General features: G+C 62.3%; 13 protein-coding genes and 2 pseudogenes. 4 read left to right on the forward strand and 11 right to left on the reverse strand.

Annotation, left to right across the window (positions count from 1 at the left end; translation table 11 throughout):
* Window positions 1-49: 49 nt before the first annotated feature.
* From ACWGTI_RS29055 to ACWGTI_RS29090, 8 genes and pseudogenes are all read right to left on the reverse strand, one after another.
* On the reverse strand, window positions 50-556 hold the full coding sequence (locus tag ACWGTI_RS29055) for an RES family NAD+ phosphorylase (protein WP_454590225.1): 507 nt from the start codon (window positions 554-556) through the stop codon (window positions 50-52).
* Entirely contained in the window at window positions 553-1038 is a 486-nt protein-coding gene (parS, locus tag ACWGTI_RS29060) for a type II RES/Xre toxin-antitoxin system antitoxin (RefSeq protein WP_454578825.1), read from the reverse strand. The genes ACWGTI_RS29055 and parS overlap by 4 nt, the downstream gene beginning before the upstream one ends.
* Window positions 1039-1225: 187 nt before the next feature.
* A complete protein-coding gene (locus ACWGTI_RS29065; RefSeq protein WP_454590226.1) occupies window positions 1226-1987 on the reverse strand; it encodes an ABC transporter ATP-binding protein in 762 nt (253 codons plus the stop codon).
* A 118-nt stretch (window positions 1988-2105) separates the two neighbouring features.
* Window positions 2106-3104 carry an ABC transporter substrate-binding protein gene (locus ACWGTI_RS29070; protein ID WP_454590227.1) on the reverse strand — a complete coding sequence of 333 codons (999 nt, stop codon included), beginning with the start codon at window positions 3102-3104 and terminating at the stop codon, window positions 2106-2108.
* A gap of 47 nt (window positions 3105-3151) precedes the next feature.
* Window positions 3152-4015 (reverse strand): ABC transporter permease, encoded by an 864-nt coding sequence (locus tag ACWGTI_RS29075; protein ID WP_454590228.1) that lies wholly within the window; start codon window positions 4013-4015, stop codon window positions 3152-3154.
* A 24-nt stretch (window positions 4016-4039) separates the two neighbouring features.
* The gene (locus ACWGTI_RS29080; protein ID WP_454590229.1) at window positions 4040-5395 is read right to left on the reverse strand and encodes an LLM class flavin-dependent oxidoreductase; all 1356 of its coding nucleotides are present in this window, start codon (window positions 5393-5395) and stop codon (window positions 4040-4042) included.
* Window positions 5396-5427: 32 nt separating this feature from the next.
* Window positions 5428-6360 carry a TauD/TfdA dioxygenase family protein gene (locus ACWGTI_RS29085; protein ID WP_454590230.1) on the reverse strand — a complete coding sequence of 311 codons (933 nt, stop codon included), beginning with the start codon at window positions 6358-6360 and terminating at the stop codon, window positions 5428-5430.
* Between the two features lie 157 nt (window positions 6361-6517).
* Window positions 6518-7075, reverse strand: a pseudogene (locus tag ACWGTI_RS29090) (NAD(P)H-dependent oxidoreductase).
* 476 nt (window positions 7076-7551) lie between these two features.
* Here ACWGTI_RS29090 and panB point away from each other — a divergent pair.
* Both panB and panC read left to right on the forward strand, forming a co-directional pair.
* Window positions 7552-8392, forward strand: a pseudogene (panB, locus tag ACWGTI_RS29095) (3-methyl-2-oxobutanoate hydroxymethyltransferase).
* Window positions 8389-9270 (forward strand): pantoate--beta-alanine ligase, encoded by an 882-nt coding sequence (gene panC, locus ACWGTI_RS29100; protein WP_454590231.1) that lies wholly within the window; start codon window positions 8389-8391, stop codon window positions 9268-9270. Before panB ends, panC begins: the two are co-directional and overlap by 4 nt.
* Before the next feature lie 324 nt (window positions 9271-9594).
* On the opposite strand, the gene ACWGTI_RS29105 is transcribed toward panC, so the two are convergent.
* Window positions 9595-10788 (reverse strand): DUF1173 domain-containing protein, encoded by a 1194-nt coding sequence (locus tag ACWGTI_RS29105; protein WP_454590266.1) that lies wholly within the window; start codon window positions 10786-10788, stop codon window positions 9595-9597.
* Window positions 10789-11156: 368 nt separating this feature from the next.
* On the opposite strand from ACWGTI_RS29105, the gene ACWGTI_RS29110 reads away from it, so the two are divergent.
* Window positions 11157-12353: a DUF932 domain-containing protein gene (locus ACWGTI_RS29110; protein WP_454590232.1), complete on the forward strand. Its 1197-nt coding sequence runs from the start codon at window positions 11157-11159 to the stop codon at window positions 12351-12353.
* Window positions 12354-12630: 277 nt separating this feature from the next.
* On the opposite strand, the gene ACWGTI_RS29115 is transcribed toward ACWGTI_RS29110, so the two are convergent.
* Window positions 12631-13017: a DUF5615 family PIN-like protein gene (locus tag ACWGTI_RS29115; protein WP_454590233.1), complete on the reverse strand. Its 387-nt coding sequence runs from the start codon at window positions 13015-13017 to the stop codon at window positions 12631-12633.
* The gene (locus ACWGTI_RS29120) at window positions 13014-13634 is read right to left on the reverse strand and encodes a DUF433 domain-containing protein (RefSeq protein WP_454590234.1); all 621 of its coding nucleotides are present in this window, start codon (window positions 13632-13634) and stop codon (window positions 13014-13016) included. The genes ACWGTI_RS29115 and ACWGTI_RS29120 overlap by 4 nt, the downstream gene beginning before the upstream one ends.
* Window positions 13635-13827: 193 nt before the next feature.
* Here ACWGTI_RS29120 and ACWGTI_RS29125 point away from each other — a divergent pair, with 193 nt between their 5' ends.
* Complete coding sequence (locus ACWGTI_RS29125) at window positions 13828-15975, forward strand: ParB/RepB/Spo0J family partition protein (RefSeq protein ID WP_454578182.1); 2148 nt, start codon at window positions 13828-13830, stop codon at window positions 15973-15975.
* Window positions 15976-16046: the final 71 nt, after the last annotated feature.

Below are 16046 nucleotides of genomic sequence, written 5' to 3' on the forward strand. Positions count from 1 at the left end.
GTGGTGCTAAGGAAACTTGGGGGCCGCACATCTCATTGATTATAAAGATCTATTCAAAAACAACTGTTGAAGTCGGGTCAAGGGCAAAGGCTTCCTGGAGCTTAAGCGCATAGGCACCTGCCGCCACGCTCGCCACGAAGATAAGGTTCCAGCTATATGACGAAACCGCGCTCGGTATCGCCACGAAGCGATGTTTCAGCAGAAGGTCATCCCCGAATGCCTGCTGACCCGCGCCTGGTATGCCGGGGCGCAGCCAGTTCGGATTGGGCACGCTGGCAGGATCAACGACATGTATGGCGGACGCATCGCCGATGACAGTGGCCGTTAGCGTGTGAGGAACTGTGTCGAGCGCGCGAAAACCCTTGTGCACGGCGACTTCGAGAATGGCCGCCGCGGGATCAATCGAGCAGTAGACCGCTCTCACGCCCTTACTGTTCCAACGACCACCGACCCGATAGGCACCTTCGCCACTGTCCCAAGTCGAGGCGTGGAGGGTCTGATCGAGCCGCCATGCAATGAGTTCCGTTCCTCCGAGCGCTAACGGCAGAGGCGTCACGCATAGACGCCATATTCAAGCCGCTGCAGATAGTCTTCGACCAGTTCGACGCCAGCGGGGGTGCCCAGCAAATCGATCGGACGATGTTGGTCGAGCCCGATCGCCGGACGCTCCAACCATTGCTCGGCTTCCGCCTGCGTGCCGAGGACATCCGTCGCCTTTGCCAGGATCTCGGCGAACTTCCACGTCCGTCCGCTCTGCTCCTGGCTAAGAGGTTTGGATGGAGCATCTTTGCGGCGCTGCCAGGTTCGCAGGCTCATACCAACCGCCTTTTCGAGCGACGCCGTCTTGTCGATGAAGACCAGTTGCCCGACGAGATGGTGCAAGGCCGAGGCCGGTAGACCGCTTAGCAGCAATTCATGCGCATCTAGTGCGCCGGTCAATCGACGCGATAAGACACGAGACCCGCCGAGCAGTGCCTCCACCTTCTGGAGATCGCCGCTTCTCGCTTCCGCAAGAACCTTATCCGCTGTGGCTGCCATGTGTGCCCTATGTCATGTGTCGCTCAAAATATGACAGTTGACACCCAAGATTTCAAGGGGCGGTGCGTATGCGATCTTTGGGGCCGCGGACCATGCCAACCGGAGCAACAAGACGTGCGGGGTGTGACGCTGTTCCGCGAAGTTCATAGGCCGAGGCGATATGGGCGCGTCTGGCGTGTTGCCGCCCTCAGTGCAGGCCGAACACGCGCAGCAGTTCCTCGCGATAACGCACGAAGCGGCTTTCGCTGCGGTCACGCGGCCGTGGCAGGTCGATGGTGATCAGCCGCGCCGCGCCGCCTTTTTCCTTGGGCAGGATCAGCACCCTGTCGGCGAGATAGATCGCCTCTTCCAGATCATGCGTGACCATGACCATGGTAACGTTCTCCTCACTCCATATGCGTGCCAATTCCTCCTGCATGCCGATCTTGGTCATGGCGTCGAGAGCCCCGAGCGGTTCGTCGAGTAGCAGGATCTCAGGTTGCACCGTCAACGCCCGGGCAATGCCGACACGTTGCGCCATGCCGCCCGAAAGCTGCCGCGGCCACGCATCGGTGAACTCGGCAAGGCCAACCAGCGCGATATAGAACCGCGCCCGCTCTTCGGCTTCCGCCTTGGGCGCGCCGCGCACTTCAAGCCCGAAGGCGACATTGCCGAGCACGGTCAGCCACGGCAGCAGGCGCGGCTCCTGGAAGATCACCGCGCGCTCCGCGCCGACACCCTCCACCTTTCTGCCGTCGATCGCGACGGCGCCACTGTCGGCGCTTTCCAGCCCCGCCAGGATGCGCAGAAGCGTCGTCTTGCCCGATCCGCTTGCGCCGACGATCACGAGGCACTCGCCGGGGTGGATGTCGAAATTGAGCGAGCGCAGCACGGCAAGCTGGCGCCCGCCGAGGCTGAATGATCTGGACAAGTCGCGTATCGTGATCTCGCCGCCGTGTGGGGTAACCATGGCTCGCGCCTCCAGAGCAATTCCCGAATTTTGGTCAAACGGTTTTCCGTCCGAATTGCGTAAAACAAAAAAGTTTGATCGGTTCGGCGGTTCAACCATACGCTGAACCGATCTGGGCTCAGTTGGTCTTGGTTTCGCCCGGCCGGTAGAGAATGTCGGCGGCCTTGAGTTTGCCCTTGGGCAAACGGCCGTCGCGCTCCAAAATGCTCAACCAGAAATCGACGTCGTGGTCGGTCGCCTTAGCGCCCTCGCGTAGGCCGAAGCCGGTCCAGTAACGCGCAAGCTCGCCATTCTCACCGCGTTTGTTAAGGAAGTCGGCCAGCACCTTGCGCGCCTCGTCAGGATTTTGCCGTGACCAGTCGGCGGCGCGCGCCGACTGTTGCACGAAGTTGCGGGCAGCGTCGGGATTGGCGGCGATGAAATCCCGCCGCAGCACGACGAAACCGCCTGCGATTTCGCCGAGCACATCGGTATCGTTGAACACGCCGCGCACACCGCCCTTGTTGACAAGGGCGCCGCCGAACGTCGCCTGCCAGTAGCCGAACCCGGCGATATCGACCTGGCGTGAACGTAAGGTTTGCTCGAGCTGCGGCCCGGGCACTACGACCAACTTGGCGGCATCAGGCGGCAGGCCGATGCTGCGCAGCGCCTCGCGCACCGTATAGTCGAGATGAGCGCCGAGCGTGTTGACCGAGATCGTCTTGCCGGCGATGTCGGCGATCGATTTGATAGGACTGTCCTCGAGTACATAGAAGATGCTTTTGACTTGCTTGTTAATGCCGTTGCTCGGATAGGCCGCGACGAAATCGTTGCCGCCGGCGATCGAATTGATCACCGCCGGCGTGGCGGCCGAACCCAGATCGACGCTGCCGGAAGCCAGCGCGAACAGCGATTCCGGGCCGCCGCCGACATAGCCGACATTTTCGAGCTCAATGCCGAGGCCTTTGAAATAGCCAAGCTCGTTGGCGAGCTCATGCGGAGAGAAGCCGCCGCGGCCGGCGAGATAGCGGATTTTGACGGAAGCGGCCTGCGACCGGGCTATCGAAGGCATTCCGGCGGCGATGATGCCGGCGGCGATGGGAGCATGCAGAAGAAGCGAACGGCGTGTGACGGTCATGATCTAGTCCTTCATTGTTTAGGAAATGAGGTGAAGCGGACGGCTGCTCAGCCGACGGGATTGTTCCAGCGGCACAGCCGCCGCTGCAGGGCGACCAGCGCCCGGTTGGCGATCAGGCCGAGGCCGGCGAGGATGACGATCGCCGCGAACATCAGCGGGACCTGGAAATTGTACTGCGCGTTCATCACCTGGAAGCCGATGCCCTTGTTGGCGCCGATCATTTCCGAGGCGATCAGAAGCAGCAGCGCCGTGGAGGCACTGAGCCTCAAGCCGACGAAGATCGACGGCACGGCACCCGGCAGCACGACGCGGCGGAACACGGTGAACCGGTTGGCGCCATAGACGCGGGCCATTTCGAGCAGTTTTGGATCCACTTCCTTGACACCGCTGGTGGTGTTGAGCAGCAGCGGAAACAACGTCGCCCAGAAGATAATGAAGATTTTAGAGGTTTCGCCCAGACCCATGAGCAGGATAAAGACAGGGTAGAGCGCCAGCGCCGAGGTCTGCCGGAACAGCTGCAGGATCGGGTCGAGCGCGGTTTCCACAGCGCGCACCTGGCCCATCAACAGGCCAAGTGGAATGGCGACCGCGACGGCGGCGGCAAAGGCGGTACCGGCGCGCTGGAGGCTGATAGCGATATCGCCGACGAGCGTGCCGCCGGCTAGACCCTTCGACAGGGCGACGACAATTTTGTCGAGCGGTGGCAGCACGGCGGCGTTGACCCAACCGACGCTGCTCGATACCTGCCAGAGAAAGAGGAAGGCCACCAGCACGCCGTAGCGCGACAGGAAGCGGACGGCCGTCCGGCCGCCGAGGCGCAAGGCATCGATGCCGAGGCCGCCGCCATTGCCATCTCGACCAAGGATTCCACTGTGGCCAAGAACTGGCCGCTCGATGTGTTGCAAACTCATCGTCATGCCTTTCGTTGGGGAAGATTACTCGGCGGCCAGTACGGTCGAGCGCGCGGGGGCCACGGTCCATGGATTTTCCGGCCGCCTGAGACCGAGGTTTTCACGCAAGGTCCTGCCTTCGTAAGCGGTGCGGAACAGGCCGCGGCGCTGCAGCTCGGGGATCACCAGGTCGACGAAGTCGTCGAGCGCGCCGGGCAGCCAGGGCGGCAGGATGTTGAAGCCGTCGGCCGCCTCGCTCGTGAACCATTCTTCCAGCTGGTCGGCGATGTCGGTGGCGCTGCCGATGATGGTGTAGTGGCCGCGCGCGGTCGCCACCCATTGATAGAGCTGGCGGATCGAAAAATTGTGCTCGTCGGCGATCTGGCGGATCAGCGCCTGGCGGCTCTTCAGGCCTTCGGTTTCCTTGGCTACCGGCAGCGGTCCGTCGAGCGGATAGCCCCTGATGTCGAGCGTCTGGCCGGCAAGTCCGTTGAGCAGCGCCACGCCATCCTCGGGCAGGATCAGGTCGTTGAGCTGCTGGTACTTGGCTTGCGCTTCTTCCCTCGTGCGGCCGACGAAGGGCGCCACACCCGGCATGATCAGCACCTGGCCGGGGTCGCGGCCGGCTTCAACCACGCGCGCCTTGATGTCGCGGTAGAATTCCTGCGCCGTCTCGAGCTTCTGGTGGGCGGTGAAGATAACCTCGGCCGAGTGCGCGGCAAGCCCGCGTCCGTCCTCAGACTGCCCCGCCTGCACCACGACCGGATGGCCCTGCACCGGCCGCGGGACGTTGAGCGGACCCTTGACGCTGAAATGCTCGCCCTTGTGGTCGATGTCGTGCAGCTTGTCCTTGTCGTAAAAGCGGCCCGACTTCTTGTCGCGGATGAAGGCGTCGTCTTCCCAGCTGTCCCACAGCGCCTTGACCGTCTCGACATGCTCGTGCGCCCTTGCATAGCGGTCGGCATGATCGGGCTGGGTGTCGCGGTTGAAATTCTGCGCGGTCTCATCGCCGGCCGAGGTCACGACGTTCCAGCCGGCGCGGCCATTGGAGAGCAGATCCAGAGAGGCGAATTTGCGCGCAAGCGTGTAAGGCTCCTCGTAGGTCGTGGAAGCGGTCGCGATGAAGCCGAGGTGCTTGGTCAGCGGGGCCAGTGCTGCAAACAGCGTCACCGGCTCGAAGCCGGCGATCTTGGCATTGCCGCCCTCGCGGCCGCCAAGCCCTACCGACAGGCTGTCGGCCAGGAAATAAGCGTCGAACAGGCCGCGCTCGGCGGTTTGGGCTAATTGCTTGTGGAACTCGAAATTGGTGGCGCCATCGGCCGGCGCATCGGGATGGCGCCAGGCGGCAAGATGCTGTCCGCCACCGGGCAGGAATGCGCCAAGTCTGATCTTTCTGGACATTTGTGCTCTCATCGCTGAGTGAAGGGATGGGTTCAGGCGGCCTTGGCTGTCGCCGGCTTGGTTGCCTTGGTGCGGATGACGCTTCGACGCCCGTCGATGGCAACGGGCACGTCGCCATCGACGGTCGCGCGCCGGACCACCCGGTGCTGGTCGCCATAGTCATTGACGGCATAATGCTGGGTGGCGCGGTTATCCCAGATCGCCACGTCTCCTGGCCGCCAATGCCAGCGCACGGTGTTTTCCGGTGCGGTGACGTAGGATTGTAAAACCTCGTAAAGTTTCTGGGAATCGTTCTTGGAGAGGCCGACAAAACGCTGCACGAAATTGCCCAAAAGCAGCGTGCGCTCGCCAGTTTCGGGATGAACCCGCACAACCGGGTGCTCGGTTTCGTAGATCGTCGAGGTGAACACCTCTTCGAAGTGCCTTTTCTCCGCCTCGGTCGAGCGCGGTCGCGCGGCGGCGTAGTCGTATGCGTTGGAGTGCACCGCCCAAAGATTTTCGGCCAGCTGCTTCAGTGCCGTCGGCAGGCTCTCATAGGCAGCGGTGGTGTTGGCCCAGATCGTGTCGCCACCCGCCGGCGGAATGACGACGCCGCGCAGAACCGAGAATTTTGGGTAGGCGTCGACGAATGTGACGTCGGTATGCCACTGATCGGCGCGCCCGCCACCGCGGCTTGAATCCAGTTCGAGGATCGACGCGGTCCCGGCAACCGGACCCTGAGTCGGATGTGGCACCAGGTCGCCCAGCCGTCGCGCAAAGCACTCCTGCTCGGCATCGTCAAGGTGGTCTTGATCGCGGAAGAACACCACCTTGTGGCGCAGCAGGAGGTCGTTGATCGCAGTCACGACCGCGTGCGGCAGATCGCCGGAGAGGCGAACGTTGCGAATTTCGGCGCCCACATGCACCGTGAGCGGCGCGACATCGGCTTGCGCTATGGGAGCGTCAACGAGAACTGGCTTGGTCATGGCTTTCTCCGTGGGTTAAGTGAGCTGCTGGTCTGGACGATTTCGGAATCGTCCAATGTCCGAAGTGGGGACTGAAAGATCCGTCACTCCAAATTTGCGAGGGGAATTCGGCTCAGTGAGTGCCCTAGCGTTCCGCTCGCCGAACCGTTGGCTCGGATCATTCTGGGCCGCGAGGACGGCTCCTTCGAGGTTCGAGATAAGGTTCGAACTGCCCGATCGCGCGCTCGAGTCGCTCGGCCAGGGCGGGGAAAATGGACGTCGGATCGGCAAAATCCCGTTCCGAGGCATAGAGGCCGGTCGCAAGCGTTCATGCTTCGAAGAAGCCGAAGAGCGGCCGCAACTGATGCTCGATCACCAGCGCATGGCGATCCCCGCCGCCAGTCGCTGCGAGCAGGATCGGCTTGCCGCTGAACGCAGTGGGCTCCAGAAGATCGATCAGGTGCTTGAAGAGGCCGGTGTAGCTGCCTTTGTAGACCGGACTTGCGACAACCAATGCCTCGGCTTGAAGGAGGCGGTCAACGAGCCTCCTTGCGCTGGGATCGAGATCGGAGAGGCGGACGGCGGTTCCCAAATTGGGGAACTGGCCGATGTCGAGGATTTCGGCGGTCTTGTCATATCGGCGCGCCGCTCGCCTGACGATCTCTTCGACCAGGACGCGCGTGCGGGAAGGGGAGTTGTAGCTGCCGGAAAGTCCGACGATGGCGGGGGTGGTCATGGTCCGGCCCTTCTCCTTTGGAATGCAGCCGCATTCGTGAAGACGGGATCAGTCTAGGTAATTATACAAAATCTATAGAGAAAGCATATTGCGTGTTTGCAGCTATTCGTAAATTGGTTTTCTCGGTTTTCGACGCGGTGCGGTTCTCACATTCGACGAGCGATCGCGGACGTTGTCGCGGCTGCGGTCAGCACTAATCCGCAAGGTGAACGGTTCCAGATGCGACTTGATGCTTTGTCGTCTGGGGAGCCAGGCGCTTACCCGGCCCCATGTGTTCACGACTGGCGTTTAATTGTGTTGTGCACGGAGAAGCACTTACCGAACTGTTGGTGCAGAATCTGAGCGCAGGGTCGCCCGACTGGTCGTGACGATGAATGTCGCCGGCAAATGATTGTGCGCTGCTAATTTTCTCTTCGCAACTGCACAAAAATGTGGCACATGCTTCCATCCTCTGACGCAGGGGAAGGAGACATCTGGTGAGCGCAACCGGAGGATCGAAGGCATTGACGGCCCCGGATATCGCGGCGCGGAAGGGCAAGACGCCCCTTGTTTGCTTGACGGCCTATACGACGCCCGTCGCCAAGCTTGTCGACGGGCATTGCGACGTGGTGCTGGTCGGCGACAGTGTCGGCATGGTGTTGCACGGCATGTCCTCAACTGTTGGGGTCACGCTCGAAATGATGATCCTGCACGGCAAGGCGGTGCGGCGCGGACTTCATAGCGCTCTGATGGTCGTGGACATGCCCTTTGGCTCTTATGAGGAAAGCCCCGCGCAGGCCTTCCGCAATGCGGCCCTGGTTCCGAAACCGGGGCGGCGGCGGTCAAGCTCGAAGGCGGCGAAAGCGTCGCCGAGACAATCCGGTTTATGACCGCACGCGGCATACCTGTGATGGGCCATGTCGGACTGACGCCGCAGGCTGTCAATGCTTTTGGCGGTTATCACATTCAGGGACGAGGCGAGGATGCCGAACGAATCCTGCGCGATGCAACGGCGGTGGCCGAGGCTGGCGCATTCGCCGTCGTACTCGAGAAGATACCGGAAGCTCTTGCTCGGCTGATTACACAGGAAGTTGCAATTCCCACAATCGGTATCGGTGCATCGCCGGCCTGCACGGTCAAATCTTGGTTGTCGATGACATGCTTGGCTTGTTTGGCGCTTTTCGGCCAAGATTTGTCAAACGCTATGCAGAGCTGGGAAACGACGCCGAGACAGCGATCGCGGCATACGCAAAGGAGGTGCGCGAGCGCTGCTTTCCGGCCGCCGATCACGTCTTCGGCGATGAGCCGGGCACGGTTAGTGGAGGAGAAGGCGCATGAGCACCGCGATCGTCCGGATCGTCTCAGAATTGCGCAGCATCGTTGCCGCGTGGCGCCGCGAGGGCCTACGGATTGCCGTTGTGCCAACCATGGGTGCCCTGCATGAGGGTCATCTCAGCCTCGTGCGGGCCGCGCTGGCCAAGGCTGATCGGGTGATCGTGACGCTGTTCGTCAACCCGAGGCAATTCAACAATGCCGATGACCTGGCTGCCTATCCGCGCACGGAACACGATGACGCCGCCAAGCTCGCGTCTGCTGGCGCCCATATTCTTTATGCTCCCGATGCCGCCGACATATATCCGCAAGGCTTCGGGACCACAGTTTCGGTCGGCGGTGTGAGCGAGGGGCTTTGCGGCACGTTTCGGCCCGGCCACTTCGATGGTGTAGCCACCGTGGTCACGAAGCTTCTTCTTCAGACTGGCGCCGATCTGGCGTTTTTCGGCGAAAAGGATTTTCAGCAACTTCACGTCGTGCGCCAGCTTGTCCGTGACCTCGATATCCCAATCAAGATCATCGCTGGCCCGACGGTTCGCGAAGCCGATGGCCTGGCAATGTCGTCGCGCAACGCGCGCCTGTCCTTGGCTGAGCGCCACAGGGCGCCTCGACTGGCTGAAATCCTGGGCCAAACTGCCAGGCAGCTGAGTTCAGGAGAATCTATACAGCGTGCGCTGACTGTCGGCCGAGAGGCGATCCTCGCCGCCGGCTTCTCGAAGGTCGAGTATCTCGAGCTGCGCTCGGAGAGGGACCTTGCCTCAATACTCACATTGGATCGACCAGCGCGCCTGCTCGTCGCTGCCTGGCTTGGCGAAACGCGGCTAATCGACAATCTCCAGGTAGCGTTGCCGCGCCCTGAAGTGTTGCATCAAGCCGCTGCTTGAATCGAGAGGACGTGGCAGGAACGCGGGAACTGCCCGGCGATCCTAAGCAAGGCTGTGGGGAGATCGACTCCTGCAGGCATGCAAGGAGACGGTCATCATGACGCTCCAAAACCTCGCCGCGGGCGGAACAGCTTTCGCCTGCCGCAAGCTGCGCCAGAACCTAAACATATTCGAAAATTCGATCTCGCTAATCTAATCTTTACCATGGCAATGTGACCTTCACGGACGGATAGGTGCTGCGTTCCGCCAGACAAAGCCCACTTGGCCCCGGCCGAGTGGGCTTTCGCTTATTGGCTTTTGTTCGGCCAAAGCCCCCAGCTAAAATCATGTGGGCAGGGGTGGCATGTCTCCATCCGCCACCCTCCACAACCACGCATCGATTTCGGGTCGCGATGCGATCAACTCCTCAACTGCATCCAGGTAGGATGAATCGGCAATTGGCGGGACGATGTAAAGCGCAGTCGATCGCGGCTGCCCCTGTGCCAGGGCGGCAGCTACCGGCCGCTCTGCCGGCAAATTGTAGCGCAGGCCCTTTACGCTGCGCGTCTGCACCCTGGCCAGTGCATCGACCAGCTTCTTTTCGTAAGCGGACTCGTAAGGTACCCAGTTTTCCGCCACCACCATCAGTGCCAGTTCCTCGATGACGGCGAGCCCGGTCGGTGTGAGTGCGAACGTCGCGATCGCGATCAGGTGTGACGCCTCATCAGTGTCCCACAGCATTAGCTCGGTCTCAAAGCGAGACTGAAGCCGGCGGTAAAGTCCATCATCGACCAAAAATACCAACCCTGGCATGTGCTTGATGATCAGCTTATGACCGCTGCGCGCCGGCTCAAGTTCCTTGACCTCGCCAACGAGGATCATCAGCTGCCTCGGGCCGGTCTTCGGTGGCTGAGCAGGCGCAAGCGCCGCAGCACGTCGCTGCTCGATCCCGGCCTTGTCGGCGGACCGGAACGGCTCCGGCACGAACAGGATTTCGCTCAACATCCCGCCCTTCGCCGTCATCTGTCTTGCGGCTTCGATCAGGTGCCATCGGATGTTCCACCAATGGCGCTTCCCGGTCCAGCGTGAGGTCCAGGCCGTCAATTCAGCTTCGTGCCAAAGGTATTGAAGCAGGCTGCGCAAGGACAATTTCTTTGCATCGCCGGTCACGCTGTCGGAGCTGCCCGCACCCGCGACAGGTCTTGCCCGGCCAGCGACCTTCGACAGGCTGAAATCCAGCTTCAGCGAGGCCAGCCCACTCTCGGGATCAACCTGGATTGCGCTCCCCATCAGCATGCCGAGACCGGATAGCTCATCGGGCGGCTCGTAGGACGAACAGGACGGATCATGCCCGCCGCCCGACGATGGCATGCGCTTGACGATGTACTGCTCGCCGACCTGGGCAATATACATTGCCACACCCGGCGCTTGGCACAGGCAAAGTGGCCGGCTCTTGCGCTGGTAGGCATCCGCAAGCACGACCTGCAGGTCAGACACCGTTTCTTCTATGACCTGGTCAGCAATTCTGAATCGTCGCATCGCCTCCATCGCTCCGGGTGCCGCCGCATCCCTGGACGCGCATTGATTCATGATTTCGGCATCGTGGCAACCGCGATTGTTCTCGCCGGCAGTGCGAATGCGCTGGAAGGTGGCCTGACGCTTCATGTGGGTGACTAGCCCCGGCCAATAGCGGGGGCGTCTCGCTGCGGGAGCGGACTGCCGTTGCGCTGAAGGCCGGCCTGCGGCCGGTCTTCACCGTAGGCAGATCTCCGAGGAAAAAGCTGCCGCAAGCGCAGCGCTCGTGCCGGTTTGGCCGGCGCCAACAGAGGGAGAGGGTGGAGCGGAGTGCTGGCGGCGGGCGAAAGCCTGGAGAGAGGCTCCTGGCGCCCCGTCGAGGAGCAAGAGCTATGACCCAGATGGAAATTCAGGCGCCCGTGCGGAGCGGGAACAACGGTTACAAGGTGGATGTCAGCCGCGGCCAGCGCATTGGCCGCGTGTCGTCGGAATGGTTCAACCGGCCGGACGACGAACGCTACCTGTCGCTCACCGACCTCAACAATGCGGTGAGGCGGCGGTCCGAACGCAGCAAGACGCGAATCGTGGAAAGCGACGCGATCCGTGTGGAAGCCTCCCGTGAAAATCCCGAGAGGCTGACGCTCATGCTGCCGGACGCCCACACGCCGGTCGCGCCGACACACTGGAGTTTTGGTCAGCTCGCCAGCCTGGTCGGCGCACCCGCAACCTATCTGCGCCAGCTTCCGGCTGCGCTCGCCGGGATCAATCTGCAGTATGGCCTTTCCACGCACCGCGCCGAGCAGGTCAAGACGCTCGAGATCGCGAACGGCCGTCTCGAGCTCCGAGCAGTCACTGGTCCAGACTATGGGAGGATTTTCGACCACGAACTCGTTGAGGCCGTACAAAAGATCGCTGGCAACGGCACTGGCGACACGCGCTGGAAGGTGCCCGGCGTGCTCGACTGGTCGACCAGCATTTACAATCCCAATGTAGACATCTCGAAGGACACGACGACGCTTTATGCCTCGGACCGCGACATCTTCATTTTCCTGGTCGACGACCTCAACCCCATAGAGGCTGGGCGGCTCCCGGACGGCTCGCCCGATCTCTATTTCCGCGGCTTCTACTGTTGGAACTCAGAGGTCGGCGCCAAGACGCTCGGCATAGCGAGCTTCTACCTCCGCGCCGTCTGCCAGAACCGCAATCTCTGGGGTGTTGAAGAATTCGAGGAGATCACCATCCGCCACTCCAAATATGCTGCTTCGCGCTTTCCGCTCGAAGCCGAGCCGGCGCTGATCCAGTTCGCCGAATCCTCGCCGATGCCCTTCGTCAACGGCATCAAGGCGGCGCGCGAGCGCGTTGTCGCACGTAACGACGACGACCGAACCACCTTCCTGCGCAAGCGGGGCTTTTCCAAGGGCGAAACCGCGAAGATCATCGATGCCGTGCTTACCAACGAAGGCCATCCGCCGGCATCGGTTTTCGATTTCGTGCAGGGCATCACCCGCGTCGCGCGCGACAAGCAGCACCAAGACGTCCGGCTCGAGTTGGAAGGCAAGGCCAAGAAGCTCCTCGACCTCGCCCACTGATCCTGCGCCCAACCGGCGATCCTGCACATCGCATCGCCGGCTCTCCGATCATCGCCCTCTTCGAGGCGCCGCTCCGCCAACCAGGGGGACGGCGCCTTTCGTCACACCACCATGGACGAGTTCGAAACGCTGAATGAACGGCATGAGCGCACACGCAGCACCAGCATGACCGTCACCCTCGATCGCCAGGCGCTCATCCATGTCCTCATCGACCATGCCCGTATGTTGGAGGCGCTTCGCTGGCCAGGTCGACATTCGCGAACCGGACGAATAACCGCTATTCTGGAAGATCGAACCTCTCGATCGTCACGGTTCGATCCGCGTCCACTGAGATCTCCAGCGCTTCGTTCCATGCCTCCTCGCCGCCGAGTTCCGAAAGGGCGAGGAGGAAAAGCCGCACCTGAAGATCGAGACTCATCAATCCTGGCGCCGTGTTGAAGGCTATTAATCCGACGTGCAGGTCTTCGCGACCATAAAGCCCCCGGAAATCCGTCGTGTTGTGGGTAATCAGGACATAGCCGTCATCGACAGCGCGTCTGGTCACAACATGATCTTTCGCGCCCGCCAGGCCCAGCCAGCGCACGTGGCTGGACTGCGGATACCCACTCTCTCGCGCCAATTTCGCAAGGTCCGGGCTCAGGCATTCGTCGATCAGGAACTTCACGAAGTCGCCGGCAAATCGTCGAGACTGACCGTGCGCGACGATTTTGACGGCGTGGTCCGCCAGACTGGCTTTGCCGGCGGACGGCCGCGCCGGGGATAGGCAAGCGCGTAGTCGGCGGCAAGCTCGACCTGGTCGAGGGCCAACTGCGGATAGCCGGCATGGATCGCGTCCGGCGTATCGCCAGCCGCGAGCATGTCAGCGATGTCATGAACAAGCACACGCGTTCCGGTAAACACCGGCTGGCCGCCGAGAATGTCTGCATCGCGCGCCACCATCGCCTTCGCTTTCCGAAGCCGGGCGAGGCCGATCTTCACCTCGGCGGCGATCGGCTTCAGGTCGACCTTCAGTGGGGCGGCGGCAACCACCGATGCCGCGTCGGTTGCGATCGCGCGCTCGACGATGCGCCGACGTGCCGTTGGCGTCAGTGTCTCGGCCGTCAACCACGCCAGACGCAATCCCACTAGTCCCGAACCGACGATGACTCGGCTGCCGCGACGCATCTCGACACGGCCGCGCAGCAAGCCGGCGTCGATGATTCGATGCACCTGCTTGAGCGGCACACGCGTCACCGACGCTGCCTCAGTGGCGGTGAGTACCTCGCTGTTAAATCCGGCCACGACAGTAATCCTTCCACGTTTGTGGAAGATATATAGCTCGTCTTTCTCCGTCGGTCCAGCCGCCAGGTTGCGTGGAACCGGCCTGTGCCGCGCCGGCGCGGCCGTGAGAGGCAGAGGGGGGAGGGGAGGGGTTTTTGACGGGTTTGGAGGTTCGGGGAGAGGCCCCGGGCCGCCCGTCATGGAGACCCTGACCATGGCAAAGGCCAGCCAGAAGATCGCTATGAATGCAGCGGAGAACATTGCCTATGACAAACTCGTGCTGTCGCAGAAGAACGTTCGTCGGGTGAAGGACGGCGTCACCATCGAGCAACTCGCAGAGGACATCGGTCGCCGCAAGCTCCTGCAGAGCCTGAACGTCCGTCCGGTGCTCGACGCAAACGACGAGGAGACCGGCATGTATGAGGTGCCTGCCGGCGGCCGCCGCTATCTCGCGCTCGGCATTCTCGTCAAGCAGAAGCGTCTGGCGAAGAACGAGCCGATCCCCTGCATCCTCAACCGCAGCGCAACGACATCGGCCGAAGAGGACTCGCTTGCCGAGAATCTGCATCGCGAAACCCTGCATCCGCTCGACCAGTTCCGAGCGTTCAGGGCACTGAAGGAGCAGGGGCTCGACGTCGAGGAAATCGCCGCCCGGTTCTTCGTGTCGGCGGCGACCGTCAAACAGCGGCTGAGGCTCGCCTCGGTCACGCCAAAACTGCTCGAGCTCTACGAGAAGGATGAAATCCGCCTCGAGCAGATCATGGCGTTCTCGATCTCCGACGACCATTCCCGTCAGGAGCAGGTCTGGGAGCGCATATCCGGCAATCCGCACATGCAGGAACCCTATTACATCCGGCGCCTTCTAACGGAGACCACGGTTCGCGCCGATGACCGCCGGGCGGTCTATGTCGGCGCAGAGGCCTACGAGGCTGCCGGCGGCGTCATCCTGCGCGATCTGTTCGAGCAGGATTCCGGCGGCTGGTTCCAGGATGCTGCCCTTCTCGAGCAGCTGGTCTTCGACAGGCTGAAGATCGATGCCGAGACAATCCGCGCCGACGGCTGGAAGTGGGTCGAAGCGGCAATCAGCTTCGCTTATGGGCATACCTCCGGCATGCGGCGCATCTACGCGGAACAGGCGGAGATGAGCGTCGAGGAGATCGCCCGTTACGACGCGGCGAAGGCCGAGTATGATGCGCTCGACGCCAAATATGCCGAGATGGAGGAAGCCGACCAGGAGATCGAGGACAGGCTTGATCAGCTTGGCGCCGAACTAGACGCGTTCAGCGATCGACCACAGGTCTACGATCCGGCGCAGAAGGGCATTGCCGGAGCGTTCGTGACCCTCGGCGCCAACGGCCAGCTCCAGATCGAAGCCGGATTTGTTCGTCCCGAGGATGAGCCCCGGGCTGAGGCCGACGATGACAAGGAGGCCGACGGCGGGGAACGTGACGCGTCGCAGTCCGATGAGGACGGCGCCAATGGCGTCGTAGTCAACAGCAGGTCGACGAACGGCGGATCCGATGCGGCCGACGAGCCCGAGGAAGAAGGCATCAAGCCGCTGCCGGAACGGCTTGTCTTCGACCTTACGGCGCAAAAGACGCTGGCGCTGCGCAACGCGCTCGCGAGCAACGTCGACATCGCCTTCGTCACCGTTCTCCATGCCCTCATGCTGCAGGTGTTCTACCATTTCGCCAAGGACAGCTGCCTCGAGGTCACCATGGTGAACAACAGCTTCGGTCAGGTCCAGGGTCTCGCCGAAACTCCCTGGGCGAAAGAGATTGCCGAGCGTCACGAGGCCTGGGACCGGGATATGCCCGACAGCGACAAGCTCTGGGACTTCCTGCTCGGTCTCGACGAAGCGAGCCGCAAGGCGCTGCTCGCGCACTGCGCGTCGCTCTCGCTCAACGCCGTCGTCGAGCCCTGGAACAGGCGGCCGGGTGCGCTTGCCCACGCAGATGCACTTGCCACCACGCTCGGCTTTGACATGGTCACGGCCGGCTGGGAACCGACTGTCGACAACTATCTCGGCCGGGTCACCAAAGCCCGGATTGTGCAGGCGGTTCGCGAGGCCCGCGGCGAGGACTCCGCGCAGATGATCGACCACATGAAGAAGGACCTCATGGCGCGTGAAGCTGGCCGTCTTCTCGAAGGGTCGAACTGGCTGCCCGAGCCGCTGCGCCTCGAACAGGACGGTCCTGTTGCCGATACCGACGAGCCGGTGGTCGGAGACATATCGGGCGACGGTGCCGAGGTCGGCCCAGCCGAGTTGCCGGCCTTTCTCACCGGCGATGCAGATTGCCCGTCGGTGGAGGTCGCCTCCGGTGTCGACGACGAGACGAACCGTCTCCAGGCCGCCGAATAACCGGCGTCACGAACCAGGAGGGTCCGGCGCAATTGCCGGGCCCTCATGGTGAGTTTTCGGCAACGAGCTTG

The sequence above is a fragment of the Mesorhizobium sp. ArgA1 genome, from assembly GCF_053714375.1.